Origin of the sequence: Streptomyces sp. NPDC058751 (genome assembly GCF_042746485.1) — a bacterium.
Taxonomy (GTDB): domain Bacteria; phylum Actinomycetota; class Actinomycetes; order Streptomycetales; family Streptomycetaceae; genus Streptomyces.
Genome location: NZ_JBHYPZ010000022.1, coordinates 115,805 through 140,442 on the forward strand (window position 1 = coordinate 115,805; position 24,638 = coordinate 140,442).

25 protein-coding genes and 3 pseudogenes are annotated in these 24,638 nt (G+C 68.9%); 19 read left to right on the forward strand and 9 right to left on the reverse strand.

All coding sequences use genetic code 11. From position 1 onward, the window contains the following. Window positions 1-5: 5 nt before the first annotated feature. From ACFW6B_RS21415 to ACFW6B_RS21425, 3 genes and pseudogenes are all read right to left on the reverse strand, one after another. Window positions 6-410, reverse strand: a pseudogene (locus ACFW6B_RS21415) (hypothetical protein); the annotation flags it as partial. Further along, window positions 407-715 (reverse strand): helix-turn-helix transcriptional regulator, encoded by a 309-nt coding sequence (locus ACFW6B_RS21420; protein WP_386598064.1) that lies wholly within the window; start codon window positions 713-715, stop codon window positions 407-409. The pseudogene ACFW6B_RS21415 and the gene ACFW6B_RS21420, both read right to left, overlap by 4 nt. Before the next feature lie 179 nt (window positions 716-894). Then, the gene (locus tag ACFW6B_RS21425; RefSeq protein ID WP_386598065.1) at window positions 895-1,176 is read right to left on the reverse strand and encodes a helix-turn-helix domain-containing protein; all 282 of its coding nucleotides are present in this window, start codon (window positions 1,174-1,176) and stop codon (window positions 895-897) included. A 260-nt stretch (window positions 1,177-1,436) separates the two neighbouring features. Between ACFW6B_RS21425 and ACFW6B_RS21430 the strand changes: the two are divergent. The 6 genes and pseudogenes from ACFW6B_RS21430 to ACFW6B_RS21455 form a co-directional block, all read left to right on the forward strand. Beyond that, window positions 1,437-2,329: pseudogene (locus tag ACFW6B_RS21430) on the forward strand (hypothetical protein). A 50-nt stretch (window positions 2,330-2,379) separates the two neighbouring features. Continuing rightward, complete coding sequence (locus ACFW6B_RS21435; protein ID WP_386598066.1) at window positions 2,380-3,024, forward strand: ATP-binding protein; 645 nt, start codon at window positions 2,380-2,382, stop codon at window positions 3,022-3,024. Between the two features lie 672 nt (window positions 3,025-3,696). After that, window positions 3,697-4,188: a mobilization protein gene (locus ACFW6B_RS21440; RefSeq protein WP_386598067.1), complete on the forward strand. Its 492-nt coding sequence runs from the start codon at window positions 3,697-3,699 to the stop codon at window positions 4,186-4,188. Beyond that, window positions 4,185-5,933 carry a relaxase/mobilization nuclease domain-containing protein gene (locus ACFW6B_RS21445; RefSeq protein ID WP_386598068.1) on the forward strand — a complete coding sequence of 583 codons (1,749 nt, stop codon included), beginning with the start codon at window positions 4,185-4,187 and terminating at the stop codon, window positions 5,931-5,933. The genes ACFW6B_RS21440 and ACFW6B_RS21445 overlap by 4 nt, the downstream gene beginning before the upstream one ends. Before the next feature lie 353 nt (window positions 5,934-6,286). Next, window positions 6,287-6,712, forward strand: coding sequence for a hypothetical protein (locus ACFW6B_RS21450; protein WP_386598069.1), 426 nt, complete (start codon window positions 6,287-6,289; stop codon window positions 6,710-6,712). A gap of 36 nt (window positions 6,713-6,748) precedes the next feature. Then, window positions 6,749-6,865 (forward strand): annotated as a pseudogene (locus ACFW6B_RS21455) (IS5/IS1182 family transposase); the annotation flags it as partial. 352 nt (window positions 6,866-7,217) lie between these two features. Here ACFW6B_RS21455 and ACFW6B_RS21460 read toward each other — a convergent pair. Next, window positions 7,218-7,898 (reverse strand): DUF6928 family protein, encoded by a 681-nt coding sequence (locus tag ACFW6B_RS21460; protein ID WP_386598071.1) that lies wholly within the window; start codon window positions 7,896-7,898, stop codon window positions 7,218-7,220. A 235-nt stretch (window positions 7,899-8,133) separates the two neighbouring features. Here ACFW6B_RS21460 and ACFW6B_RS21465 point away from each other — a divergent pair, with 235 nt between their 5' ends. Further along, entirely contained in the window at window positions 8,134-9,903 is a 1,770-nt protein-coding gene (locus tag ACFW6B_RS21465) for a hypothetical protein (protein ID WP_386598072.1), read from the forward strand. Between the two features lie 234 nt (window positions 9,904-10,137). Here the strand turns inward: ACFW6B_RS21465 and ACFW6B_RS21470 are convergent, their stop codons facing one another. Together ACFW6B_RS21470 and ACFW6B_RS21475 are read right to left on the reverse strand one after the other, a co-directional pair. Next, entirely contained in the window at window positions 10,138-10,350 is a 213-nt protein-coding gene (locus tag ACFW6B_RS21470; protein ID WP_386598091.1) for a hypothetical protein, read from the reverse strand. A gap of 212 nt (window positions 10,351-10,562) precedes the next feature. Next, window positions 10,563-11,006, reverse strand: a complete 444-nt coding sequence (locus tag ACFW6B_RS21475; RefSeq protein WP_151474427.1) for an ATP-binding protein — start codon at window positions 11,004-11,006, stop codon at window positions 10,563-10,565. A gap of 363 nt (window positions 11,007-11,369) precedes the next feature. Between ACFW6B_RS21475 and ACFW6B_RS21480 the strand changes: the two genes are divergently transcribed. Further along, window positions 11,370-11,939: a nucleotidyltransferase domain-containing protein gene (locus tag ACFW6B_RS21480; RefSeq protein WP_386598073.1), complete on the forward strand. Its 570-nt coding sequence runs from the start codon at window positions 11,370-11,372 to the stop codon at window positions 11,937-11,939. On the opposite strand, the gene ACFW6B_RS21485 is transcribed toward ACFW6B_RS21480, so the two are convergent. Genes ACFW6B_RS21485 through ACFW6B_RS21495 form a run of 3 tightly spaced genes read right to left on the reverse strand, consistent with a single transcriptional unit; the run spans window position 11,926 to window position 14,885 of the window. Next, window positions 11,926-12,384 (reverse strand): PPC domain-containing DNA-binding protein, encoded by a 459-nt coding sequence (locus ACFW6B_RS21485; protein ID WP_009311896.1) that lies wholly within the window; start codon window positions 12,382-12,384, stop codon window positions 11,926-11,928. The two genes, ACFW6B_RS21480 and ACFW6B_RS21485, sit on opposite strands and share 14 nt — an antisense overlap. 27 nt (window positions 12,385-12,411) lie before the next feature. Further along, window positions 12,412-13,413 (reverse strand): asparaginase, encoded by a 1,002-nt coding sequence (locus ACFW6B_RS21490; protein WP_386598075.1) that lies wholly within the window; start codon window positions 13,411-13,413, stop codon window positions 12,412-12,414. A gap of 59 nt (window positions 13,414-13,472) precedes the next feature. Continuing rightward, a complete protein-coding gene (locus ACFW6B_RS21495) occupies window positions 13,473-14,885 on the reverse strand; it encodes a helix-turn-helix domain-containing protein (protein ID WP_386598076.1) in 1,413 nt (470 codons plus the stop codon). Between the two features lie 306 nt (window positions 14,886-15,191). On the opposite strand from ACFW6B_RS21495, the gene ACFW6B_RS21500 reads away from it, so the two are divergent. The 11 genes from ACFW6B_RS21500 (at window position 15,192) to ACFW6B_RS21550 (ending at window position 24,246) form a co-directional block, all read left to right on the forward strand. Beyond that, the gene (locus ACFW6B_RS21500; RefSeq protein ID WP_225861001.1) at window positions 15,192-15,953 is read left to right on the forward strand and encodes a hypothetical protein; all 762 of its coding nucleotides are present in this window, start codon (window positions 15,192-15,194) and stop codon (window positions 15,951-15,953) included. Next, window positions 15,950-16,636, forward strand: coding sequence for a dTMP kinase (locus tag ACFW6B_RS21505; RefSeq protein ID WP_151474422.1), 687 nt, complete (start codon window positions 15,950-15,952; stop codon window positions 16,634-16,636). The genes ACFW6B_RS21500 and ACFW6B_RS21505 overlap by 4 nt, the downstream gene beginning before the upstream one ends. Then, window positions 16,629-17,498 (forward strand): isocitrate lyase/phosphoenolpyruvate mutase family protein, encoded by an 870-nt coding sequence (locus tag ACFW6B_RS21510; protein WP_386598077.1) that lies wholly within the window; start codon window positions 16,629-16,631, stop codon window positions 17,496-17,498. Before ACFW6B_RS21505 ends, ACFW6B_RS21510 begins: the two co-directional genes overlap by 8 nt. A 29-nt stretch (window positions 17,499-17,527) precedes the next feature. After that, window positions 17,528-17,959, forward strand: a complete 432-nt coding sequence (locus ACFW6B_RS21515) for an NUDIX domain-containing protein (RefSeq protein WP_386598079.1) — start codon at window positions 17,528-17,530, stop codon at window positions 17,957-17,959. A gap of 5 nt (window positions 17,960-17,964) precedes the next feature. Then, window positions 17,965-18,630: a TylF/MycF/NovP-related O-methyltransferase gene (locus ACFW6B_RS21520; protein ID WP_386598080.1), complete on the forward strand. Its 666-nt coding sequence runs from the start codon at window positions 17,965-17,967 to the stop codon at window positions 18,628-18,630. Next, the gene (locus ACFW6B_RS21525; protein WP_386598081.1) at window positions 18,627-19,550 is read left to right on the forward strand and encodes an NAD(P)-dependent oxidoreductase; all 924 of its coding nucleotides are present in this window, start codon (window positions 18,627-18,629) and stop codon (window positions 19,548-19,550) included. Before ACFW6B_RS21520 ends, ACFW6B_RS21525 begins: the two co-directional genes overlap by 4 nt. Continuing rightward, entirely contained in the window at window positions 19,547-20,416 is an 870-nt protein-coding gene (locus ACFW6B_RS21530) for a hypothetical protein (RefSeq protein WP_386598082.1), read from the forward strand. Before ACFW6B_RS21525 ends, ACFW6B_RS21530 begins: the two co-directional genes overlap by 4 nt. Window positions 20,417-20,446: 30 nt before the next feature. Then, window positions 20,447-22,330 (forward strand): radical SAM protein, encoded by a 1,884-nt coding sequence (locus ACFW6B_RS21535; RefSeq protein ID WP_386598083.1) that lies wholly within the window; start codon window positions 20,447-20,449, stop codon window positions 22,328-22,330. Further along, the gene (locus tag ACFW6B_RS21540; RefSeq protein ID WP_386598084.1) at window positions 22,327-23,046 is read left to right on the forward strand and encodes a 2OG-Fe(II) oxygenase; all 720 of its coding nucleotides are present in this window, start codon (window positions 22,327-22,329) and stop codon (window positions 23,044-23,046) included. The genes ACFW6B_RS21535 and ACFW6B_RS21540 overlap by 4 nt, the downstream gene beginning before the upstream one ends. A 94-nt stretch (window positions 23,047-23,140) precedes the next feature. Beyond that, window positions 23,141-23,299, forward strand: coding sequence for a hypothetical protein (locus ACFW6B_RS21545; RefSeq protein ID WP_386598085.1), 159 nt, complete (start codon window positions 23,141-23,143; stop codon window positions 23,297-23,299). A 56-nt stretch (window positions 23,300-23,355) separates the two neighbouring features. Next, the gene (locus ACFW6B_RS21550) at window positions 23,356-24,246 is read left to right on the forward strand and encodes an aKG-HExxH-type peptide beta-hydroxylase (protein WP_386598086.1); all 891 of its coding nucleotides are present in this window, start codon (window positions 23,356-23,358) and stop codon (window positions 24,244-24,246) included. Window positions 24,247-24,638 lie beyond the last annotated feature (392 nt).

A 24,638-nucleotide genomic window follows, 5' to 3' on the forward strand; every position in this document is an offset into this window, starting at 1 on the left:
GGCAGATGGCCCAGGTGCGGAACGATGTGCAGGCGTGTTCGCCGCTCCTGGCCGTCCTGGGTCTTCGGGGCGCCCGACCGGCCCGGCGCCCAGTGCCGCGCGATGTAGTCGGCGAGGGTGATCGATCCGTCGCGCGGGTCGACGAACTCGCCGCGCTCCTCATCGGTGGCCGACCGGCGCAGCCACGCCTTGGCGTCCTCCAGCGTCTCGAACGAACGGTCCCGGACGCCGGGGATGCCGGCGACCTTGTACCGCTTGCCCGTGCCGTAGCGCGCCGTCCGCTCGCGCTTCCCGGTGGCCGGGTCCTTCTTCTTCTTGATCCAGCGGTCTTCTATGTAGCCGGCCAGGGCCGTCTCTCCTTCTCGGGAGCGTTTGGTCGAGCGGGCAGGTGCGACAGGGCCGCGCGTCAGACGCTGTGGTGGTCGTGGTCGGAGCGCTGCCGCGGGGGTGCACTGAGGGGGCTCAACTCAGGGTTGGAGCGGGAGTCGGACCGCTCCTGTTCGCGGACCCAGGCGTCGAGGGCGCTCCGCCGGTACATGACGCGCCCACGAGGGCCCATCCGGAAGCTGGGCGGTCCCTGCCGCCGGTGACGCCAGACGTAAAGGGTGTGCGGGGACAGGCCGAGGTATTCGGCAGCACCCTTGACGCTCAGGAAAGCGGCGACTTGCGATGCCGAAAGGGCGACAGATGGAACGGAAGACTGGGTGGTGGGCATTCAGGACCTTCTGCTGGGGTGGGGAGGGCAGTCGCACTTGACGCGCATTTGGGTGCGGGTCGGCAGGACAAGTCCCACACTTAAGAGAAGTAATGGGAACTCGAATTGGAAAGACGCGACTGCCGGGGACGCTTCAATGGTCCGGAGGATCGCCGGTTTGGCTAACCGGCGATCGTCGGCTATGTTGCGCCGCTTCCTCCTCGGCGACGCACGACACCGTCGCCGAGGAGGGCGTGCGGAGGTACTCCGAGGGCGGCGGCGATGGCCACGAGGTCGTCGATGTCGCACCGGCGGACCAGGCGTTCGATGCGGGAGAGCTGGGTGAAGGTCATGGGCCGACCGACGGCGGTGACGCGGGCGGCGAGCCGGCGCTGCGAGTAACCGCGCGCGGTGCGGAGTCGCTCTATGGCCTGTGCGGTGGCTTGTCCGGCGGGACCGATTCCGAGGGGGCGTGGCGGCATTGGTGTGTTGTAGCTTGCTTTCCCGGGCGGGGGAAGCGGTTTGGTGTCTGCCGTGAGCGATACGCCAGGGAGAGGTCGGATTCCGACCTCTATTTCCCTGACCGGCGTTTCGGGTCTATGGTTTTCCGGCCCCGCACGAGCAGTACAGGATTTCAGAACCAACTCTGGACTTGTGCGCCGTGGGTGTGGCTGTGTTTGTCCACACGCCCCGGCGTTCCGCTGGAAGGCGTCCCGAATTGCGACGAAGGTGGTCGATCGACATCGCCCGTATCCGCACCATCAAGCCCGAAGCGTTCGCCTCCGAATCCCTGGCGATGGTGTCCCTCTCCGCCGAGCGGACGTTCTTCGGGCTGCTCACCCAGGCCGACGATCACGGCCGGTTCCGCGACCAGGCCGCGGTCATCGCCGGCCTGCTGTGGTCGCTGCGCCCGGACCACGGCCCCCTCGGCGTCGAGGACGACCTCAGCCAGCTCCACGAGGCCGACCTGATCTGCCGCTACGAGGGCGGCGACGGCAAGCGGTACCTGCACGTCGTCACCTTCGCCCGCCACCAGAAGATCAACCGGCCCAGCGGCGTACGCCACCCCGACTGCCCGCGCCACGACCTCGGCCTCAACCTGGACCCTGAGCCCTCACCGAGTACTCACGGAGATCTCCCGGAGCCCTCCGTGAGTCCTCACGGAGCCGGGACGGCAAACCCGGGTGCCGAAGAAGTTGCTGATCAGAGCACACACAGTGAGCCCTCACCGCCAACTCACGGAGGACTCGATGAGAGGTCCGGGAGCCCTCACGATCCGGATCTAGGACCTAGGATCATGGATCTAGGATCTGTCCCTTCGGGGGCGCGAGCGCCCCCGCGCCTGCGACCGTCTCGACGAAGGTCCTCATCGGCGAGTACGTCGCCGCGTGTGCCGAACGCCCACCCAGCAGCTTCCTGGGACACCTCGGACGCGAAGTCCGCGCCCTTCTCGCCGAGGGCATGAACCCTGACCACATCCGTGCCGCACTGGTCCGGCAGCGGACCAAGGGAGTGCACCCCACGGCGCTGCCCAGCCTGGTCAACGAGGTGATGAACGCGAGCCCGCGCAGCGCCCCGCGCCAGGCGTGGACCAACCCCGCCGATGCCACGGCGGCTTACGGAGGCCAGCTCTGAGCACCACCGCCGGCACGCGCAGACGCCCGCCGCAGACCGTCGGCCCACTGGTGAACCGCCTCGAAGCGATCCTCACCGCCCGCGGCGTCGATCCGAACACCACGACGGTGGTCCCGCCCGACGAACCGGTCACGGCGCTGGAGATGGCCGACGCCCGCATACCCGCCCGCTACCGCGGCGCACTCGCCGACCACCCGCAGATCACAGCGTGGGCCGAACAGATCGCCCGAGCGGGACGCCCGGGACCGGCCGGCGCGCCCGGCATCTCCGAGGGCGGCTCACTGCTGATCGCCGGCCCCACCGGCACCGGCAAGACCCACCAGGCGTACGGCGCCGTCCGCGCCCTCCTCGCCCGGGGCGTCCGCCTGCGCTGGGAAGCCACCACCAGCGCCGACCTCCACGCCCGCCTCCGCCCCCGCACCGGCCAGGACACCGAACGCGAGCTGCAGACCCTGGCCCGCTGCCCGTTGCTGCTCCTGGACGACCTCGGCGCGGCCAAGACCAGCGAGTGGACCGAGGAGCTGACCTACCGGCTCATCAACCACCGCTACGAACACCTGCTCCCCACCCTCATCACCACCAACCTCCCCACCGCCGAACTCCGCACCACCCTCGGCGACCGCGTCGCCTCCCGCCTCGCCGAAATGACCGAACGCGTCATCCTCACCGGCCCCGACCGCAGACGCCACACCTGAACCTGACCACCCCGAGGTCGGTCCCCCGTCACATCGGGGACCGCGGTCCCCGATGTGACGGGGGACCGTACGGGACCGGCTTCGGGGACCAAGCGGGGACAGAAGGGGACCGGTCCCCGCTCACGGTCCCCGCCCTGAGGACGGTCCCCTGACGGGCCGTCGGGGACCGGTCCCCGCAAAAAGCAGCCGGTCTCCCAGCAATTCGGGGACCGGTCCCCGCAATGACCCAGGTCACCGCGCACACGGCCCCCAGAAAGCCGGTCCCCGAAACAGAACCCAGGCACGGGGACCGGGGACCGGGGACCGTCGCGAAGACCGGGACCGGCAATCCCCTCGGTCCCCGCCCGCAGGACCAGGACACCGACTGTCGGGAACACGGTCCCCCGAGCAACGAACGGTGGGGACCGGTCCCCACCACCCACCTGTCCGCTTCAGCGGCAACCACGCACAGTCCCAGGTGCGAGGTGCCTCTGCGCACGGCCACCACGCGTCAACAGCCCGACGCCTCCCAGACCACCTCCACCTCCCCGAAGAGAGCCGATGCACCTGTCACACCACGAAATCCCAGACCGCCCCAGCGACGAACCCTCCACCACAGCCGCAGGCACAGCAAGTTGGAGGTTCGGACACTCCCCCGCAGGGGGAGCGCCCGAACCCGATCCCGCCCCGGGGGTGGCGGGGCCCGTCCGGCACCAGGGGGCGCCGGACGGGAAGGCTGCGACCGAGGGCGGACCGCAGTCAGGTAAGGCCAGCCCGAAGGGCAGGGCCAGGAAGGGGAAGTCGCGTCCGCGCGACAAGAAGCAGCGCCCCGCCCACAGTGTCCGCCTCAACGAACAAGAACTCGCCATCATCCGATCCGGCGCCGACCACGTCGACATGAGCGTGGCCGGCTTCCTGGCCTACTCCGCCTTGGCCGCCGCCCGCGACCAGTCTCGCACCGCAGCCGCCATCGCCACCGAACGGGACGTCCTGACTGCCCTCTTCGGCGTGCGTCGTCAGCTCGGCTGGGCGGGCAGCAACGTCAACCAGGCCGTCAAAGCCCTCAACTCCGGTGCCGACGCACCTCACTTCGCCGCCGCCCTCGCCGACCTGCGCCGCGCCGCACAGGCCGTCCAGCGGGCGGCCGACAGGATCACCAACCGACAGGAGAACCAGGCAGCTTGATCCCTCGCGTCCACAAGCAGGGCAGCAACACCCTCGGGCTCTTGCACTACCTGTACGGCAAGGGCACCCGCGAGGAGCACATCGACCCGCACCTGGTCGCTTCCTTCGACGACATGGCCCCCGACCCCGGCCGCGACCCTTCCGCGACGAAGACGGACCTGCGGCACCTCCTCGACCAGACCCTGTCCCTACTCGAAGCGGACCAGCGTCCCGACAAGCACGTCTGGCACTGCTCGGTCCGTGCCGCCCCGGACGACCCGATCCTGTCCGACGAGCAGTGGGGCGATATCGCCCGCCGCATGGTCGCCGCCACCGGCATCGATCCTGGCGACGGCGCCGGCTGCCGCTGGGCAGCAGTCCGGCACGCCGACGACCACATCCACATCGTCGCCACCCTGGTCCGCGAGGACGGCCGCCGCCCCGACCACCACCGCTCCGGCAAACGCGCCCAGACCGAGTGTCGCCTCATCGAAAAGGAACTCGGCCTGCGCCAGGTCGCGGCCGGGGACGGGACCGCCGCCAAGCGTGCCACCAGCGCGGAGCGGCACAAGGCCGACCGCGAGGGGCGGGACCGCCCGGCTCGCGACGAACTGCGCGAGACCGTACGGCGCGCCGTCGCCGGCGCCGGCGGCGAGGAGGAGTTCTTCGACAGGCTGGCCGCCGCCGGTCTTCTGATCCGCAAGCGCGTCGCGCCCTCCGGCAACCTCCTCGGCTACAAGGTCGCGCTGCCCGATGACCGCAACAGTGAGAAGGAGCCGGTGTTCTACGCGGGCTCCACTCTCGCACCTGATCTGTCCCTGCCCCGCATCCGCGAACGCTGGACCCTTCCCGCGGAGGCTGCCTCCTCAGCGGACGGCTCCCGGCCGGAGCAGCCAGCTCTGCCGGACATGACAGGTCCCGCGTTCGCGCGTCGCCGGGCCACCGCCGCCACCTGGCAAGCCCTGCTGATCATCGACAACGGCGATGACGGCACAGCGGCAGCCCAGATCGCTGCGGCGGGCGAGATGCTCGATGCGCTCGCCAAGACCTCGGCCGCCCACACCCGCGCTCAGCTGCGCGAGGCGGCGTTCGTGTTCGAGCGGGCCAGCCGCTCCCACGTGAAGGCCGTACACGGACACAACCACGCTCTGCGCCAGGCCGCCCGCGACCTCATCCACAGCGGACCCGTACTCGGCCGCGGCGAGGACGGGGCAACCACGGCCATGCTGATCGACATGGCGTTCTTCATCGTCACCGCTGCCGCCCACTGGCACGCCAAGAAGGAGCACGCTCAACAGGCCGCCGCCGCCCGCCAGGCCGCCGAGCACCTGCGCGCCGCCTACCAAGCCGCCGCAGCGCAGCCCATGGCCATCCTTCGCCAGCAAGGCCGTCGTCTGACCCCGCGTGTTCGGCAGCGGCAGGCTGGCCTTCTCCGCCGGGCACTTCCGAAGTTGGCCGAACAGGTCCTGGCCGAGGCCAGCTGGCCCGCCCTGGCCGCCACCCTCGACGACGCCCGGAAATCTGGCCACGACCCAGCTGCCCTGTTGACCGAGGCCGCCCGACAGCGCGAGCTCGACACCGCTGGCTCCATCAGCGACGTCCTGGTGTGGCGCCTGCGCCGTAGCACCGCTCTGCCCGCTCTACTTGAAAGCCCTCACGACACATCCGCCCGAGGCGACCTGCGCGCCTCCACCCCAGCTCCCATCACACCAGCGGCCCTCGGCGCAGTGAACGACTCCGACCGCCGACGATCGCCAGTTGGGTAAACCGGCGATCCTCCGACCATTGATGTCTTGTACCCCCGACTCCAGTAAGGGGCACTCCCACGCCCGAAGGTGATGCCGGAGCCGTTCGCCTGGCGGCGGGCGGTCCGCTCCGGTAGCCCTTTTCCGCTGGCAGGCCGCCCGGCTCGTAGCCCGCACCATGTACACCACGTCACCCCCACCGGGAGTGTCGCGCGGCTGGCGGGGAGTGGGGCGGGAACCCGGGAAGCGGCTACAACCTGGCGCAGACCACCCGTTCCGGTCACGGCACCGTCACAACCACCACAACCTGCACGGATCCCCTCTAGGCTCACCGAGCGCAAACCTGCACAACTAGCAACACTCAGAGGGAAACCATGGCCAAAGGTAAAATCATCGGTGGAATCGTCGTCGGCCTCATCGCCGTCGCCGCATGCAACGCCGCCACCGACAGCGGCACCAAAGCCGGCACCGACGGCACCAAGCCCGCGGCCACCGCAGCAGCCGAAGCTGGCTCGAAGCAGAGCCAGGCCGAAGAGTTCACCGCCTGTGTCAACAAGAGCGGCACTCCCACCGAGAAGGCCGCCGTCAAGCACGTCACCAAAGTCACCGGCGCCGACAAGCAGAACAACGTCCTCGACAGCGCCGAGATCTACACCGACTTCACCGGCGGCATCACCGGCCCCCACACCGGCGAAGGCAAGCTGATCGCAACCGCGTTCACGTCCTGCTACGAATCCGACAACGGACTCGTCACCGTCTACGACAAGAACGGCGAGATCCTCTCCAACGCCAACTTCTGACAGCCGCACACGACGAGACCCCGGGCTCCGTAGTCCCGGGGTCTTGTTGCCTCCGCGTTCGCCATCCGCCTGCGCAAGCTCCGGTGCAGCGCCACCCGCATCACCAGCCTCGTCCAGGCCGTCCTCACCCTCCACCTCACCTGCTCAAACCGAGGTTGGAAAAGGTTCAGCCGCTGTTGCGACGGCTACAGGCGCAGCCGGACTTCCACGGACAGGCTCGACTGGTAACGAAGCCTTCACCGATGGGACTTGATGAGAAGACAGGGCACCGTCCGCGCGGAACGGCCGGATGAAGCAGGGTCCGCGTTGGAGCCTCTACTGGGCCAGGAGGGATCAGAGACGATGGCCACGCACCTCGTCCATCATCCGCAGGAAGCAGATGCGGAACCCGGACGGCAGCGATTCGGGCGTCCCGGCTGACGAACTCCACGCCATGCACACCACAGCTTGGATGTCCGACTGGATGGCTGGGCGCCACCGGTCTGGGCCTCGGTAGCTGACCCTGTCAGTCTGCGACCCCGTCCCGAGGTGTCGCGGTCACGCGGAAGCCGCGGAGTTCAACGCCCCAGACGTCCACCTCCGGTTCAGGGGCATCGTCCTGGCCGGAGAAGCCTTCAATGTGGAAGCCGAAGAATTCCAGCATTGCTCGCTCGCCCAGGTCGAGCGGATGGAACGGCAGCGGGTAGGGCTCGTTGCCTTCGAAGGGCAGAAGGGGTTCCACCGGGCGCTGGCCTTGCCAGTAGGGCAGTTCGAACGGGAGCCGTTCGCCGATGTCCTCGATGATGCCGTTGTCCGGAGACAGGCTCAGGGAGCGCACGAGGCTGCCGTCGTCCCAGATGGCGAAGGCCAGCCAGTCGACGACGCTGTGCATCGCATGAAGGTAGAGACGTCGCCCCCGACTGGCGGCGACGAGGTGCTCGGGAAGCTGCGAGGGGCGGCCGAGCATGACCTCTTGGTCGCAGACCAGATCGAGACCTGGTACGGAGAGCGCGCAGACGGTCCCCTCGGGTGGATAGAGCGCATCGGCCAGCTCCCACGGCTCCTCGTTGTCCGCATCGATGCGGTGACCTGGGCGAACCCAGGCAACCAGCGCGGCATCCTGGTCGGGCTCACTCGCTGGTGCATCTTGGAGGAAGCCGGCGATCGCAGCATCTGCATAGGCCAGCACCGCGGTCTTCGCTCCCATGCAACCCGTCCTCAGTTCCTCTTGTTGACTCCTGCCGGGAGGCTACCGACCAGCTCTGACGTCCGAGGCGCGGGGCATCCAGTTCTGATGAGCTGATATCACGAGTTCAAGTTCAGTAGCCAGTCCAGAATCAGCCTGATGGATTCGGGCTAAACCGCAGGGCGTCGAGCCATAGACTTCGGCAGTCAACGCCGACGATGTCCGGCCGTTACACGCGCCCGCGGGGAGGAATCGCATGCAGGACCCTTCGGACTCGATGGAGGTCGCCGAGCCTGAGGAGAACGGCCGGAGCAATACCGCTGACTCACCTGTTGTGGACGATCCGACGTCCGCCTCGGACATCGACTCGACGGCGGTGTCGACGGTCCTGGTGGAGGTACTCCCAGGGGTGGCTGTCGTCGCCGGTGAGGTCCCGCCGGAGCTGAAGCCCGATCTGATCGACTTCGGGATCGTGCCGGCTGCCGACCGCAAGCAGATCTCAGCGATCCTCGCCTCGATCGGGAACGCGGCGACCGTGGTCGGCAATCTCGGAAACGCGTTCGCCAGCGTGCAGGGGCTCTACAGGATCGACGCCACGACACAGGCCCTGCTGAACAGCGGCGCGACGCTCGCCGTCAAGGACGGCGGGAACCTTGGAACGGTGATGGTTCCTGGCCGCTTCCTGCGTCAGGCCCGCTTCTACTCCGTGAATGCGGTGAGCAAGGCGCAGACCGCAGCCTCGGTCGGACCGGCGCTGGCCATGGTCGCCCTTCAGATGATGCTGAGTGAGGTCTCGGGCCTCGTCAGGACCAACCTCGCGGTGACAAGTCAGGTCCTCACCACCATCCGCAAGGATCAGTGGGCCGAACTGACGGGCCTCGTCGCCGCCATCGATCGCGCGGTCGACCAGGCGCGAGAGATCGAATCGGTCCCGACGTCCTTGTGGGAAGACGTTGCGGGCAGTGGAGCGCTCCTGCAGAAGCAGCTTGAGCTCTACCAGGGGAACGTCCGCGACCACGTCAGGCAGATCGGTCGGGCCGACGCACGCAGCCACCGCGAGTATCTGCAGACGAACGCCGAGGCGATCGCCTTCGACGCCTACGCCCTCCTGTCCTCCCTCAAGGCATGGACCGGGTATCACGCGCTCCGCGCCGCGAGGGCGAGAGCCGCTGGACGCGAAGACGCCGCCGAGGCGCAGTACGCCGAGGTCATCGCGCGCGACACCCGCGCGGAGTTCGACTCCGCTCTCGCCGAGGCAACGGGCCTCGTCGATGCGTTGACGCGGGAACTGCGGATCATCGCCGAGCTCCCCGGACCCGACTCATGGCCGCTGCCGGGGAAGCGGAAAGAGGTGAAAGCAGCCCGCGAGACCTCCGCCCGTCTTCTGGAGGCGATCGAGCCTCTTGCCGATGCCCTCCATCCGCCGGTCCCTCCGCTCGAGGCTCCGGGCGTCGTCTGCGCACCCGAATCGCTGGAGCTCGAGCCGTACCTTCGCATCCTGCGATGGCTCCTCGAGGACGGTGAGACCCTGCGTGTCCTCGGCTTTCCCGAGCAACTCGATGCCCTCGGTCCAATTTCTGCGATTGTCGGCGGAGCGAAGGAGAAGTTGGCGGCAGCACGGGACAAGGCTGCGGCAAAGACACTGGTCTCCGTCACGGATCGCCGCATCATCACGGCCAAGACGAACACGTTCCTCGAGCAAGCCGAGATCCGCCAAGCCATCTCGATTGACCAAGTGCGATACGTCCGGGCAACGACCGCACAGGACAGAAGCGCACGCTTGGCGATCGACCTCATCACACGCGACGAGAACATCCGGTGGCTCTTCCACTCTGACATCGACAACGCTCAGATAGACGCGCTCGCCGCCGTACTTGCCGAGTCGATGACGATCCCAGACGTTGAACGCGAAGAGCTTCAACAGCGGCGCCATACCCCCATCGAGGCGGGCAAGGAGGGCGAGAGCACCGGCACGGGGCCTACCGAACCGACTGGATCCGAGGCCACGGCCTGCGATGCCGACTAACTCCCAAGTCGATTGACCGATTGGTAGCTGGGACCGACAGAGAAGCAGCCACCGCGTGATCGTTACTCCCTTCCGGAAGGTACCGGCGCAAGGTGAACGAGGCGCCCAAGACCCTGCAGCGCTCCCTTGCCCCGTGTGCCCTCTGACCAGGAGCTTGCGTCACTGCACGGTGACTACTACAAACGTGCCAGGACTCTGTGAGCGGAGCCCGCAACGTGTACACGGCGCACGAGATCAAGGGCTATTAGTCTGCGAAAGACTGTGGGCGAGCTGGCCCACGGCGTTGAAAACGCTTTGCCCGAAGCTCGTGGGCGCGATCAGCACACCGAACACCAACACGATGACCACGGTCAGTTTTTCATCGGGCTGGCTCCGTGCCTCCGTGCGCCGCCGGAGCCGCACAACGATGACGACAGCCAGCAGAACCGCCACGTTGATGCTCAGAATCACCTGGCCTGCCCTCCCGTACACGACACCTCTGATGTCCCGCCTTCCTGCATAGCCCGAACTCGGTGGCGCCACGTTTCCGTCACCAGCGAATGGCAACGAAGCGCCTGGTCAATGGCCGGATCGGGGCGGCTGCGCCAAGCGGACAGCAGCATCACTGAACCGTTCCGGGTTCGGGTCTGTCAGCCTCGGTTAGCCAGCTCAGCCGAAACCTAGGCCAGCACCACCCAGGCCGCCTTGGTTCCGCAGTTCGTGATCTGGAACCCCCACTGTCCCTGGGTCAGCTCATTCACGATGTGTAGGCCCCGTCCGCGCTCAGTGAGCAGCCCGCTCACTGCCTCCGCCGCGGTGGCTTCCGGCGAGGGCACGGCAGCCAGGTAGAGGTCCGTAGGAAGAAGAGGATTCCCGTCGTGGATCTCGCAGATGTATCTTCCCGCAGCAGCTCGAACGTGTACCTCGTACGGGCCGCGCGCGTGCTCGTGCGCGTTCGCCACGAGCTCTGAGACGGCCAGGACTCCGTCGCTGATGACGTCTCCTGACAGGCCCAGATCCTTGAGGACACGTCGCAGAACCGCACGGGCTTCGCCGGTTGGGTTGATGGTGTGGCCGGTCCAGCGATACACGAGGCCGAGAGCGGCAGACGGCGCGCTGATCATCGGGCGGCGGACCTCCTGTGGGTGACGTCGGTGGCCGTCTCCCGGAGCTGCGACGTGGTCGCGGACCCACGTCAGGTACACCGCTGAGAGGCATACGGCCGCAGGAAGCACCCCGGCCTCGGACGCGCGGCCCCGGGAGGATCGTGGCTCAGGCACCAGCCACGAGGCCGGTCGCAAGTCACGCACTCAACGATGGCCGCCGGTGCTCATGGTGCTCATGGGCATTTATGAGCGCGAGGGGTCAGCGAGACCGCCGACCCGCCGTCGGCCTTCGCTCCCGCCCGTCTGGATCACTGGGAGTATGGGCGGGTGAGTGCTGACGTGTTGGGACGCTGGGTGCCGGAGCGCCCCGAGGATGTGGCCATGGTCTTTGCCAAGGCGGACTTCCCGTGGTGGATCGCCGGTGGCTACGCGATCGAACTCGCGGTCGGCCGCGAGCTGCGCGCGCACGGCGATCTCGACGTCCTCGTCCTCCGGCGTGACCAGGCCCTCGTACATGAACTGCTGGCCGACTGGGACCTGCACGTGGCGGATCCGCCCGGCCAGGGGGAGTTGCGACCATGGCGTCCTGGAGAGGTCCTTCGGCCGCCGCTCCACGACATCTGGTGTCGCCGCACATCCAAGGCGCCCTGGTCGGTTCAGCTCATGCTCGACGAGGCCGAGGGCACCCAGTGGGTCTCGCGGCGCACCCCAGAGATCCGGCTCCCGATCAACCGACTCGGGCGGACAAGCGAGGCGGGCATCCCGTATCTCGTGCCCGAGGTACAGCTCTTCTACAAGGCAAAGGCGACCCGGGACAAGGACGAGACCGACTTCGAAGCGGTGCTGCCGCTGCTCGACGCTCCGGCACGCGCCTGGCTGGCGAACGCCGTCAAGGTGATCACGCCCAACCACCCCTGGCTTCGCCGGCTCCTTCCGGTCAGCCGAACGTGAGCAGCGGAACGTCGTAGAGGTCGGGGTTCCGGGGCCGGGTCATGGTGGGCGATGTGACCTCCACGATCAACAGCTCGCTGAGGAACTGGACCTTGGCGCTGAGGAGATGGCTAGTCCTGCCGTCGGCCGACTGGGCCTTCAGGCCGGCGGAGACGTGGATGTGCGGAAGTATCCCGCCGGTGGCCGGGTCGTGGGCGAGCGTGCCCGCGCCGAACGCCTCGACGTTGGTGACGTACGTCTTTGCCCAGACCGGTGCGTCCGGGTCCGCGAGCTTCTCGCATGCACCCACGATCTCTGCCTCCGCGAAGGCTCCGATGAACGAGGGGATGTAGCCCTGCCGTACGCCGTTGTCCCGGCAGAAGGTGGACAGCGCCTCGAAGAAGTCCTCCCCGTGGTCGAAGGTGACGCCGAAGGTACGGCCGACGGTCAGCTCGTGAGCACGCATGGGCGGGTGTCTCCTGATGAGGTGGGATCAGCGGGCGGAGGCGGTGGTGAAGGTCTCGCGGACCGTCGCTCCGTCGGCGCCATGGGCAAGCAGAGCGTGGAGGAGGAGCCGCGCATGGTACGGGCTGAGGTCTCCGGCGCCGATGAGTCCTCGTCCGAGGAGGTCCTTCTCAGAGCCTGGAAAGCCGTATGTGTCGGACAGGACGGGTCCGTTGCCGATGCGGGAGGCGAGAACCACGGGGATGCGGGACGCGAGCTTGGTGAGTCCTTCGACGAGGCGCTCCGGGACGTGGCCGACGCCGAAGGCCGCGACCACGAGTCCGTCGCAGTTGCCGTCCCACAGGTCGAGCAAGGTGCCGTCGTCGCCAAGGGTGACGGTGTAGAGCCCGACGCGCGCCTCACGGTCGGGGGCGCCGACCAGCGGTCCGCGGGATGGCAGGCCGCCCACCATCTGCACCCGGTTCTCCGCGATCCGCGCGATCGGGCCGCTTGCTGGTGAGGTGAAGGCGGCGGGGCTGGTGGTGTGGGATTTGCGGACGGTCCGTGCCGAGTGGATCTCGTCGCCGAGTACGACGAGGCAGCCGGCACGCCGCAGGCCGGGGTCGGCGGCGGCCAGGACAGCGGCGTGGATGTTGGCCGGGCCGTCGGCGCCAGGAAGGGTGGGATTGCGCATCGCGCCAGTGACGACGACCGGCTGCTCGTGGCCGTGGTAGAGGTCGAGCAGGAAGGCCGTCTCCTCGATGGTGTCGGTGCCCTGGGTGATGACGACGCCGTCGACTTCACCAGCCTCCAGCTCCGCCGTGATCGCGACCGACAGTGCGGTGAGGTCATCGAAGGTCAGGGAAGCGCCGGGCAGACGTCGGAAGTCCCGCACCTTGAGGCCGATGCCGCTCGTGGCCAGAGCAGGTACTGCGGCGAGGAGTTCGTGGGCCGAAAGCGCGGGTACGACTCCTCCGGTGGTGGGATCGGTGATCATGGCGATCGTGCCGCCGAGGGAGAAGACCGCCACGTTCCTGACCGACTCCGTCATATCCCCTGCTCCCCTGTCCGGACGCCGCCGAGCGCGGCCTCACGAGTGGTTCACGCAGGCTATCGGGTCAGCGCCGTACGGGTACGCGGGATGATCACTAGCTGCTCGGCCACGAACCGGCAGGCAGCCTCCAGCCCTTCGAGGCCGAGCAGCCGACTGCGCGGCCGGGCGAGCCGCTCCGTGCCGACGGCCGACAACTGGGCGCACCGGCGACCGAGCCAGGAGGCGTCGAGGCCGAGATACTGCGCCGTCGCTGCGAGGCGCTGTCCGGCCTGCTCAGCCGCTGTGGCCGAGTGGTGGCTGACGTGGCCGGTCACATCGGCGAAAGTCCGCAGGGCTCCCGGCCGCGCCGTGACCGCGAGGTGGGACGCTCCCTCGGTCCTTACCCAAGAGGCGATGACAGCCCGGCGCCCTGGAGAGAGGGCGAAACCGTCGGTATGTGCGAAGCCTCCGTCGTCGGTCACCCAGGTGCGGATGCCGAAGGACTCCATGAGCGCGATGGCGAGGAACAGCAGAACGCGCTCGTACGCTGGCGAGGAAGCGATTGCCGTCTCGGGGACGCAGAATCCCCGGCCGCTGGTGCCGCCCGGACGTCGGGGGGCCGTTTGTTCGAGGTAGCGGTACTTGTGCCGGAAGAACAGCCAGGTGGCGGCCTCCTCACCACGCTGTTCCCTGGTCCAGAAGACGGGTGCATCGCCCAGGTGGTCACGGTTGCCCAGGATGTACCGGGCCGCGGTCTCCGAGCCCATGAGCATCCGGGAGACTTCGGTCAGTCCCTGGTCGGCGACGATCGGCGCGCCTGGGGAAACGGCGAGCGACGCCAGCGACGTGTGCAGGGGCTGGTCGTCGCCGAGTAGTGCCGCCTCGAATCCCGACACGGCCCACAGGATGCCGTAGGTCAGGTCGTCCAGTTCGTACGCGGCGGGTATGTCGACCGGTTCGGAGGCCGTGGCGCGTACGCCGCTCGGTCGGGCGTCGGTGACGAACTGCCGTGCCGCCCCGTCCACCGTGCGGTTCGCAACGACGAGCGCGCGCATCGGCATGGTGCGCCACGCATCCAGCTCCGGGCGGGAGTCGAGTCTCAAGTTGTCCCCGAGGAAGGAGGCCGCGGGAAGCGTCAGCACGGGAAGCGCCGTCGTCGAGACGGACCGGCCGGCGGGTAAGAGAAGCTGGCCCGGCCCTTCCAGCAACGCTGCGTACCCACGGGCTCCGGTGTCCGCCGTTCCCGGGCGGCCCGTAGCGTCCAGCGTGTGCGGATCGGCGGTGGGCAGGAGCCCGAACAACTCCTCCGGAACTCCCAGCGCATCGGTCCACTGGACGAACTGCCGTCGGTCGCGGATCTGTTTGAGACCGCGTTCCAGTCTGCTGACCTCGGCCTGGTCGATGCTGACCATCCGCGCCACGCCGGCCTGGGAGAGGCCCGTGTGCTTCCTGAACAGTTTGACGACGGTACCGAGTTCCCACTCGGCCACGGCTCGCCGGACCGTCGGATCCCGCCAGAAGGCCGGGTCGGCCCGTCGGGCGGCCGACCCGTCCTGGCACGAGGCACATCGAGTACCGGCGTTGAAGCGGCTGAGAAGGGCACCGCAGCGCGTGCACCGCCGCTGTCCGCTGTCGACCATGGTCGGCATTCTCCCTCGCTCTGCGACCACCGGGACACGTTCCGCTGGCAGGGCTCATAAACACTCATAGGCGTGGGCCTTCGTGGCGGCCATCGTGGTGGAGCACCACCGACCGGAGCCGCGTGCCGCGACTCCCCGGACGTGAGGATCCGACCTGTGACCTCCTTGACCCTGCCGCCCGGGCCTCCCGGTTCGCCGCCGCTGGCCCATGCCTGGCAGACGCTGGCGGACGGGCTGCTGACCCAGCGGCTCCATCTCCATCTCGACGAATGGCGGACTGCCGTCGCCGAGGAGAAGGCGCTGCCGGACGTGCCGGGCGCCGATGTCTCCGTGCTGGCCCAGCGCCCGTCTCCGCTGTCGGCAGGCAACGAGTCCGCGATGGCGCTGCTGGAGGGCGCCAGGCTCGGCTTCTGGTGGGAGTTGCCCCAACGGCACGGAGCGGAGTCGCGGAACCGGCACGGGGCACTTCACCGCGCCGCCGACACCGCTGCCCAGAACATCCTCGCGGAGCAGTCCGGGGCAGCCTGGTCCGACGCCGTGACCGCCGTCAGCGCCGCCGCCGCGTGGTGGGTGGGCTTCTTCGCGGTCATCCGCCACCGCGGGGTGCACCACATCACGCTGGAGCCGCACCCGGGCCCGCTCCATGAGCAGGCCCTGGGCACCGCGGTGAGCGTCGTGGCCCACGGCATGGCCATGCGGGTGCTGGAGACGGCGCTGCGCGGCTCCGACGACGACCCGGCCCTCCGCGCCACGTACTGCCGGGCCATCGAGGTCGGCGTCTGCGTCGAGCCCGAGCTGCCCCGCCTCGTCGACGAGTTGGCGGAGCTCCGGCTCGTGGACCTGGTGTCCACCACGGCCCGCTGGCGAGGTCGATTCACCAAGTACGCCGGCGGCACCGGGGCAGGGCAGGTCGAATGAACCACCGCTATCCGTTCATCGTCATCGAGGGGCTCGACGGCACAGGCAAGACGACGCTGCGCAAGGGCCTGTTCCGGCTCTGGGAGGGGCTCTACGGCGTCACCCCGCTGTGCGTGCTCACCACCAACTTCCTTGCCGCCGACCAGGCCGCTGCCATCGTCACCGGCAAGTACCAGCCGAACGCCGGGAACCGTGACGCCTACCTGTCCGCAATCGCGGCGGACAAGCGGGCCACGCTGGATCGCCTCGTGCTCCTCCAGCGGCCGGCCCGGCCCGTGATCGCGGATCGCTGGCTTCTCAGTGAGCTGGCCTTCTTCGCCGTGAAGCACGGCATGAGGGCGTCGGAGACGTACGAGACGCTGGCCGCGCACCTCATCGTTGCCCCCGATCTCACGCTCGTCTTGGACCTGGAGACCGACGCCTCGATGAGCCGGGCGCAGGCCCGCCAGGGTGACGCCGTCCGGGCCGACTGGGACGTGCACGACGTCCAGAGCCGGGTTCGCGAGACCTACGAGGCCGTGGTCACGAAGCCCGACGAGTTCCCGCTCCTCGGCGACGTGGTCCGCCTGGACGCCCGCCGGCCCCGGTCCGAGGTGCTACTCGCAGCCTGGGACGTACTGCGCGAACGGCAACTGGTGCCGTCGCTCGCCGCCCACTCGGAAGGAGGAGAGACCCATGACTGACGGCACGAAGGCGACGCGTCTGCGTGAGGCCCTCGCCGACATCAAGCGGAAGCACCCGCTCCTGGCGATCGGTGCGGTGAACGCGCTCGCCGCGCACGTCGCAGTGGAGGCGGGCTTCGACGCCCTTTGGGTGAGCGGTCTGGAGGTGTCGGCGGCCTCCGGGCTGCCTGACGCCAACGTCCTGGGTCCCCGGGACCTGTCCGACGCGGTCGCCTCGTTAGGCCGTGTCACCGAACTGCCCGTCGTCGTGGACATCGACAACGCGGGCGGCTCGGGACGCACTGCGGAGCGGTTCGCGTACGACCTGATGCGCGCCGGAGCCGCTGCGGTGTGTGTCGAGGACAGCGCGTACCCGAAGTGCAACAGCTTCGCTGCCCACCGGGCGCAGACTCTCGCCGACCGGGACCTTCTGTGCGAGCAGGTAGGGCGTATACGGAAGGTCGCCGGTGACGGCCTCGTGGTCGTGGCCCGCACCGAGGCCCTGATCGCCGGGGAGGACATGGCCACGGCGATCGCCCGCGCCGAGGCGTACGCCGAGGCCGGGGCGGATGCGCTACTCATCCACTCCAAGGACACAACCGGTGATCAGGCGCGGGACATCGGACGTGCGTGGAGCCACGACGTGCCGCTGGTCAGCGTGCCCACAGCGTTCCCTGACCTGAGCGCCACCGAACTCGGCGAGGCCGGCTTCAGTCTCTGCATCTACGCGAACCAGCTCAGCCGTGCCGCCCTCGCGGGTATGCGCACAGCCGCGCGTCAGTTTCGACGCGGAGGGAGTTTCCGCTCCGGCGTCGCGGGGTCTCTGGCGGAGATCGGCGACCTGATGCGCGTCGGCGAGCCGGAAGCGCTGTCGTGCCTCTGACACCCGAGCTGCCTCGGATCAGTGTCTCCGTGAAGGCGGCGATCGTGCGCGACGGCGCCGTCCTGCTGCTGTCGTACGACGACGAGGCCGGGTTCCACTACAACCTCCCGGGTGGCAAGGCCCGGGTCGGTGAAGACCTGCGCCAGGCCGTGAACCGCAAGGTCGCGCAGGAGACCGGCCTCCAGGTCGTGGCCCGGCGTTTGCTGTGCGTTGTCGAGTACGTCCCCGAGTCGTGGCAAAGCGAATTCGGGGACGTACAGAAGGTTCAGTTCAACTTCCTCGCCGAGCAGGTGGACGACGCCGAGCCGCGCATGCCGGAACCTCCGGACCCCATCCAGGTGGGCTTCGAGTGGGTTCCGCTGGAACGTCTGAGCGACGTGTACCTGCTGCCCCGGATCAATCGCCCGCTCTCTGCGGCGTTGAGCGGGGAACTCGCCGACCCCTTCGTGGATAGGTGGTGACCTTCATGGACTCGACGTTGAAGGATCTGCGGGAGTGGCTACTGCGGGAGCACCCAGGGACGGTCTGTGCCGACCGGCTCCACGTGATCGCCGACGAACTCGCTGACATGACCGCCCGCGGTCTACCAGGAGCCGTGGTCGAACTCGGCTGCTACAGAGGCGCGATGGCCCTGTGGATCCGTAGCGTGCTCGACTCGCTGGGCGACCGCGACCGTGAGATCCACGTCTACGACTCCTTCCAGGGCATGCCCGCGCCCGGCGCCGAGGACTCGGACCATCTGGCGGCGGGAGAGCTCCCGTCGTCCCCGGACGACGTGCGCGCCACGCACGCGCCCTGGGGCAGGCCAGCGCCGGTCATCCATCCGGGATGGTTCGAGGAGACCCTTTTCAAGGAGCTGCCCGACGAGATCGCGTTCGCCTACCTGGACGGCGACTTCTACGACTCGACCCTCACGGGGCTCACGCACTGCGTCACCCGCTTGGTGCCGACGGGGGTGTTGCTCGTCGACGACTACGCGGACACGGCGGTCAATCCGCGAGCCTGGAACGGGCTCCCGGGGGTGAAGCGCGCCTGCGACGCGTACTTCGGCACGCCGTCGCCCGTGACCGTCGTCGTCGGCGAGGCTGATCTCGCCTTCGGCCGGTACGAGAAGTCGGAGTCTCTCGGATGAGCGCAGTCCTCGTGGTGCGCGGAGCGGCGGACTCGGGAGCGATCCGCCGCGCACTGCCCGGCGTTCTTGTGCACGACTTGCTGGACCTGAACTCGCCTCTGCCCGCCGACACGACCGTGGTCGTCCTGCGTTCAGGCGTCCGACTCGACGAGCGGGAGCTCGACGCGCTCCCCCGCCTCCGGCACGTCGTACGCACCGGCTCCGGCATCGACCACATCGACGTGAGCGCCCTTCGGCACCGTGGCATCACTCTGCACCGCAACGCCGAGGCTGGCGCGGGCGCCGTGGGCGAGTGGGTCCTCGCCGCTGCCCTCGCCCTGGCCCGGCGGATCCCCTTGGGGCAGCACGCGCTTCAGCTCGGTCGCCACGAGAAGGAGGCGTGCATGGGAGTGTCGCTCGGCACCCTGGCCGCAGGCGTCTGGGACGCGGGCCCGGTAGGTCTGGCCGCCGGCCAGACCCTCGCTCCACATGTTGGGCGCACGGCCTACGCCGCATGGCCGTCGAATCCCTCCGGTCTGCGGGAGCTGTCGCAGGCGGCGCTCTTGGAGCAGTCGCAGGTGCACGTGGTCGCGCTGCCGCTGCGTGCCAGGACCCGGCAGTTCATCGGCAAGGAGTTCCTGGCACGTGTGTCTCCGCATCGGCCCCTGCTCATCTGCGCAGGGCGGCTGGAGACCCTCGACGTCGCCGCCTGCCTGCGGGCACTGGCGGACGGGAGGCTCTCGGGCCTCGCACTCGATCCGGTCGAGCGGGAGCATCTTCCGCTCCTCACCGGCTCCACGACTCCGCTCAACCTCCTGGCCTCACCTCACATCGGCGCCCAGCGGTCCGACGTGCGCGGCGCGCTCGACCGATGGGCCATCGATCTCCTCAGAGAGATCACCGCCGACGACAAGACCCTGATCGAAGGAGGCCACGGGTGAACCCATCGGCACAACGGCGCCGGGAGATCGCCGACAGAGTCGCCCAGGCGCTGCTCGCATCCGGTGAGGCCCGTGAGGTCTGGCTGGAGGGAGCCCTCGCCTGCGGCTTCGCTCACGCGGCGAGCGACGTCGACCTGCGTGGCATTGTGGACGGCACCCTTCCGGCGTGGGAGTCGCGCATCGTGGACGGCGTCCGTGTCGACCTCCAGGCAGCGGCGCCGCAGCGGGCGCAGGAACTCCGTCACCTGCTCCGCTCCTTCGACGTCCGCCGCGACGACCTCGGATCGTTCCGCCGAGTACGGGCCTCGATGCACGACCTCATGTGTCTGCGCACCGCTCTCTCGTACGGCTCCGGACGCTGGGATCCGGTACTCGATCCCGGGGAGCGCCAGGGCTACCGACGCTGGGCGGTAGCCGACCAGGCCGAGGTCGCGGCGAGTCTCGCCGAGGACCTGACCGGCCTCGTCGAGGACGGCCTGGCCGAATCGGCTGGCGTCGTGTGCCGGAAGCTGGAGACCTGTCTTGCCGCGCTCGGCTGCGCGGCGGCCGGCCACCCAGTCCTGGGCGACAAGTGGCTGCCGCTGCTTGCCAGCGCTCCATTCCATCCGCCGATCGCCCCGCCCCGCACGGAAACGTGGGAGTGGTTCCGTCCGGTTCAGCGACGCGTGACCAGGGCGCTCCTGGACTGCTGGCCCGTCGACGACCCGCTGCAGAAGCCTCCCGACCTGGGTGGTGCCCATGACGTCGGCTGGCTGCCCCAGCGGTACGCCGACGGATGGTTCCTTCGCCGCAGCGACGTCCACATCCCCATCACCGGCGGACAGCTTCTCGGGTGGCTGTCCACGGTCTCCACCGATGGCGCGTAGACCGCGCCTCTCCTCCTCGGGAGGTCTCTGATGCCCGTCACCCGCACCGCCCCCACGGACCTGGAGAGTCTCTACGCCTCAATGTCGAGCACCGGGTCGGACACGGCGGTCTCCGTCATCCTCAAGCTGCGGGGAGAGACCTGCGACATCGACTGCCTGTACTGCTTCGAGAAGCGCAAGGAGTCACCGGGCGGCGCCCGTATCAGCACGGAACAGGTCCATCGCCTCGGCTCGATCTTCTCCGGGCGTCCACTCAGCGTCGAACTCCACGGCGGGGAACCCCTGACCGCAGGCCGGGAACGGATCGCGGAGATCCTGGACGCGCTCGCCGCACAGCCGAACGTCATCCGCGTGAGCCTCCAGACCAACGGCCTCCAGCTCGACGACGCCTGGCTGGACCTGTTCGAGCGGCACTGCCCGGAGCTGGAGATCGGCATCTCCCTCGACGGGGACGCACTCGGGAACTCGTGGCGCGTCGGTTACGACGGCCGCCCCACCTACCCCCGAGTGGTCGAAGCCTTGGAGCTCCTCGGCCGTCGGGAACGCAGCGTCGGCGTCATCTGCGCCGTCACCCCCTACGTCCTCGGCCGGGCCTCCGAGGTCATGGAGCACCTCGCCTCCTTTGCCGCCGTGACGACGGTCAGCCTTGTGCCGTGCTTCGACGCGGCGGTCACCCGGTCGACCACGGTGGTCGGATCCCGTGCGCCGACCAGTCGGGCTCTCCAGCGACGGGCCATCGGCCCCACCGGCCCGGCCTGGGCCGTCACGCCTCGTCAGTACGCCGACTTCGTGTTGGAGGCCGCCCACCACTGGGTCGCCGACGGCGTGTTCCGCCGCGTCAAGCTGGAGCCCGTCGTCTCCGTCATCCGCCGTCTGAAGGGTTTGGGGACCCGTTCCTGTCACTTCTCCGACTTGAAGTGCGACCACGTCCTCACCCTCTATCCCGATGACCGTCTGGGAAGCTGTGACGAGCTGCCCTGGCCGCAGGCCGGCCTCGCCTCCCTCGGCGATGTCCACACCGAGGCGGACGTGGCCAGCGCCCAGGGCGGCTCTCCCTTGCTTCAGCAGGCACGCTCCCTGGTCACGAAGTGCACGACCTGCAACTACCGCGACACCTGCGGCGCGGGCTGCCCGGCAGTCCGACTCCGCTTCGCCGCCTCCGGCAACGAAGACGCGTACTGCGACCACCGCATGCGCCTGATCGACGGCGTTGCCGCCCTCCTTGCTCAACCGGACCTCCAGCCCGGCACCCCCTGCGCCCGACTGCGGTGGCGCCCCATCAGCCCCAACGACATGCACCACGTCGCGGCGTTCCTGACCCGGTGGGACGACCCTGCCGCGCCCCGCCCACCCGCGCACCTGCAGGTCAGCACCCACGGCAACATCAACACGGTCGGCCTCCCCGGCGTGCACGAGGCAGACGATCTCGACCCTCGCCACCCCCAGTGGCCTGAGGGCATCGAGCCCGGCGTCCGCCCGGTCGTCGACGCGCTCACCTCGGGCTGGAACGCCGTCACCTACGACAGCTGCCAGGGTCACGGGTACGACGGCGTCCCCGGAGCCGAGCCCCGATTCCTGTCGGTTGGCATCCTGCCGCGCGACCGCGTCGAGTACGCACGAACAGCGGGGCGCCTGTGCCGTGCCGCCGGGCTGGCCGAGCCTGCACTCCCGAAGGCGTATGCGCTGGTCCTCGGGCGCAGCGAACTTGGTTGCCGCACCACCGGCCGGGTGCATCCGACACTCGACCTCCGTCTCGTGCCCGCTGCCGACACCACGCCCACCGCATACTTCGGGAGCCTGGACCAGGCCGTACGCGTCCTCACGGAGGCCCTGGCCGCGACGTCTTCCGCCCCGCCGTCCACCCCGTGCGCCTGCGCGACCGAAGCCGATGCCGGCGAGGGAGGACAGCAGTGATCCACATCTCCGAGACGCTGTCCGCCCACACCCTGGAGGGCTTCCTCAAGCCGGAGGAGATCCAGCACCTCTCCCTCGTCATGGACAACGCGCTAGGCCCCTTTGTACGCGACCGTTACGGCACGGACCGCCGCACCACCATCCATGAGATCCCCGGCCACTCCCCCACCGAGGCGCAGGACGTCTACGAACCGGCCGGCCGGATCGAGATGAGCGAGATCCCAGTCGAAGCGACCGCCCGCCTCGACCGGGCCCTGAAGCTCCACATGGCCGCCGTCACGCGCACGCTGCCGTCGGTCACAGGCCACCGGCCCTGGTTCTATCTGGAGTACGGCACCGGGCAGTACATCACTCCTCACGTCGACGGCATCGCTCCCGACCCACTCACCCGTCCCCGCCAGATCGCCGCCGCGACGGTCACGCTCACGGACACCTGGGACACCGGCGGTGCGTTCTACGTGGAGACCACGGGCAACGACGCCGTCTGGACCACCGACAAGGCGCCGACCGGGTCGGGGTACGCCCAGGGGATGCGCTTCGCGCACGACGGGGCGGACATGTCCTCTCCCTGGTTCCGCGCCATGCCCCGCACGCGATGGAGCGTCACACCCGATCCCGGAACTCTCGTGGTCTTCGGCAGCCAGCTCATCCACGGCACAGAACCGGTCCGCGTCGGCCGCGTTCGCAAGTTCCTCACGCACTTCGTCTCCGAGTAGGGGGCCATGCGCCCATGAACCGGCCCCGCGGCCCGCCCTCCCGCACTCGTCCTTCATCCCAACCCACCGCACCGACCGAAGGAGAGAGCGAGCAGTGGCAGACGACAAGACGTTTGACGAGTTCCTGGAGGCGGTCGCGTCCCTGCGCGACAGCGACCCCGTGCGCACCACCGCACACACCTCCAACGCGGCCACCGAGTCCTGGCTGGCCATCACGCCAGACACCGGCGCCAGCGAGCCCACCACACCCTGACCTCCACCGGGGCCGGGCTCAGCCGGGCCCGGCCCCGTTCCCCTCTGGAGCCCCTAATGAGCGCTCTCACCGCAGAAGCCCTGATCACCCTCGACGGCATCGCCGACCACCAGCGCCGCAGAACCAGCCGTATCGCCTCCGTGCTCGGCAACCACCTCGGCTCGTCCGCCCTCGACTACGCCGTGGCCCACCACCTGCTCGAAGGCGCCGAACACACCGCGCGCGCACGGGACTCGGACCGCCTCGCCTGGTACCGCCGTACGTCGGTGCGAGACCTGACCCACCTGTCAACCGACCAGCACATCGTGCTCAGCCCGTGCCCCGCGGAACTGCTCCGCTCGGAGATCTCCGAAACCGCGTACTACCTCGTCGGCCCCGACACCGCCCTCACCCCACCTGAAGCCCAGTCCCTCGTTCGTGCCGCTCTCGCCTCCGCCGCCGAACACGGCTTCGGCACACTGCTCATCCAGCACGCCCCCGTCATCTGCCTACTCAACCGCCGCCAGCTCGACGAGACCCTCCACAGCTGGGCCCTCACCCGCCTCCCCGGCACTGTCTTCACCGACTACACCGCCCACCCCGAGGTCTTGGCCCGTGACCTGATCCACGAGGCCGCCCACAACTGGCTCAACGACGCCCTGGCCACGCATGACGTAGCCCTTCCCACCGACGTCACCTTCTTCTCCCCCTGGCGGGAAACTTCTCGCCCCGTCTACGGCTTCCTACACGCATGCTGGGCCTTCTCCCTCACCGTGCTATACACACGGCAGGCGCGGCACGGTGTCACAGGCGCCGTCGCCCTCTTTCTCGACACCCATCTGCGCCAGCAGGCGGACCAGTTCTCTGTCGCCGCCAAGTATCTGGAGCAGGCCCTCTCGTACGTCCCCGCAGCCGAGATCCGCGAACGCATCGGTCGCGCGGTCGGCAGTGCCATGGATCCCGCTTGACGCCAGACCAAGCTCGATGAAGACCGGGCGATGCCGAGCGGTCACGAAGCCGTGCGGTGAACAGTGCGCGCCGGGAACGCCGCCAACAGCACTACAGCGCACCCCTCGTTGGCTCAGCTATCAGACCCAGCCGACCGTGGGACTCGAGACCCGCTCGGGACCAGAAATCTTCTCCGGCAACGGCTACACGTCCTTCCTGCCCGACAGCACCGGCGGGGTCGGCAGCTTCGCCCTCGGCCTCAAGCAAGGCCCTGGCCCCCAATGCATTCACCGATAGCCACATCAGAATTAAGTCATTACTGACCTTCAAAGCGTGGTGTCGCAGTAGCTGACGTTTCGTGATCCCTGCGGTATGCCGACGACATGAGGTATCCGCAAGGGGGCGGGCTGAC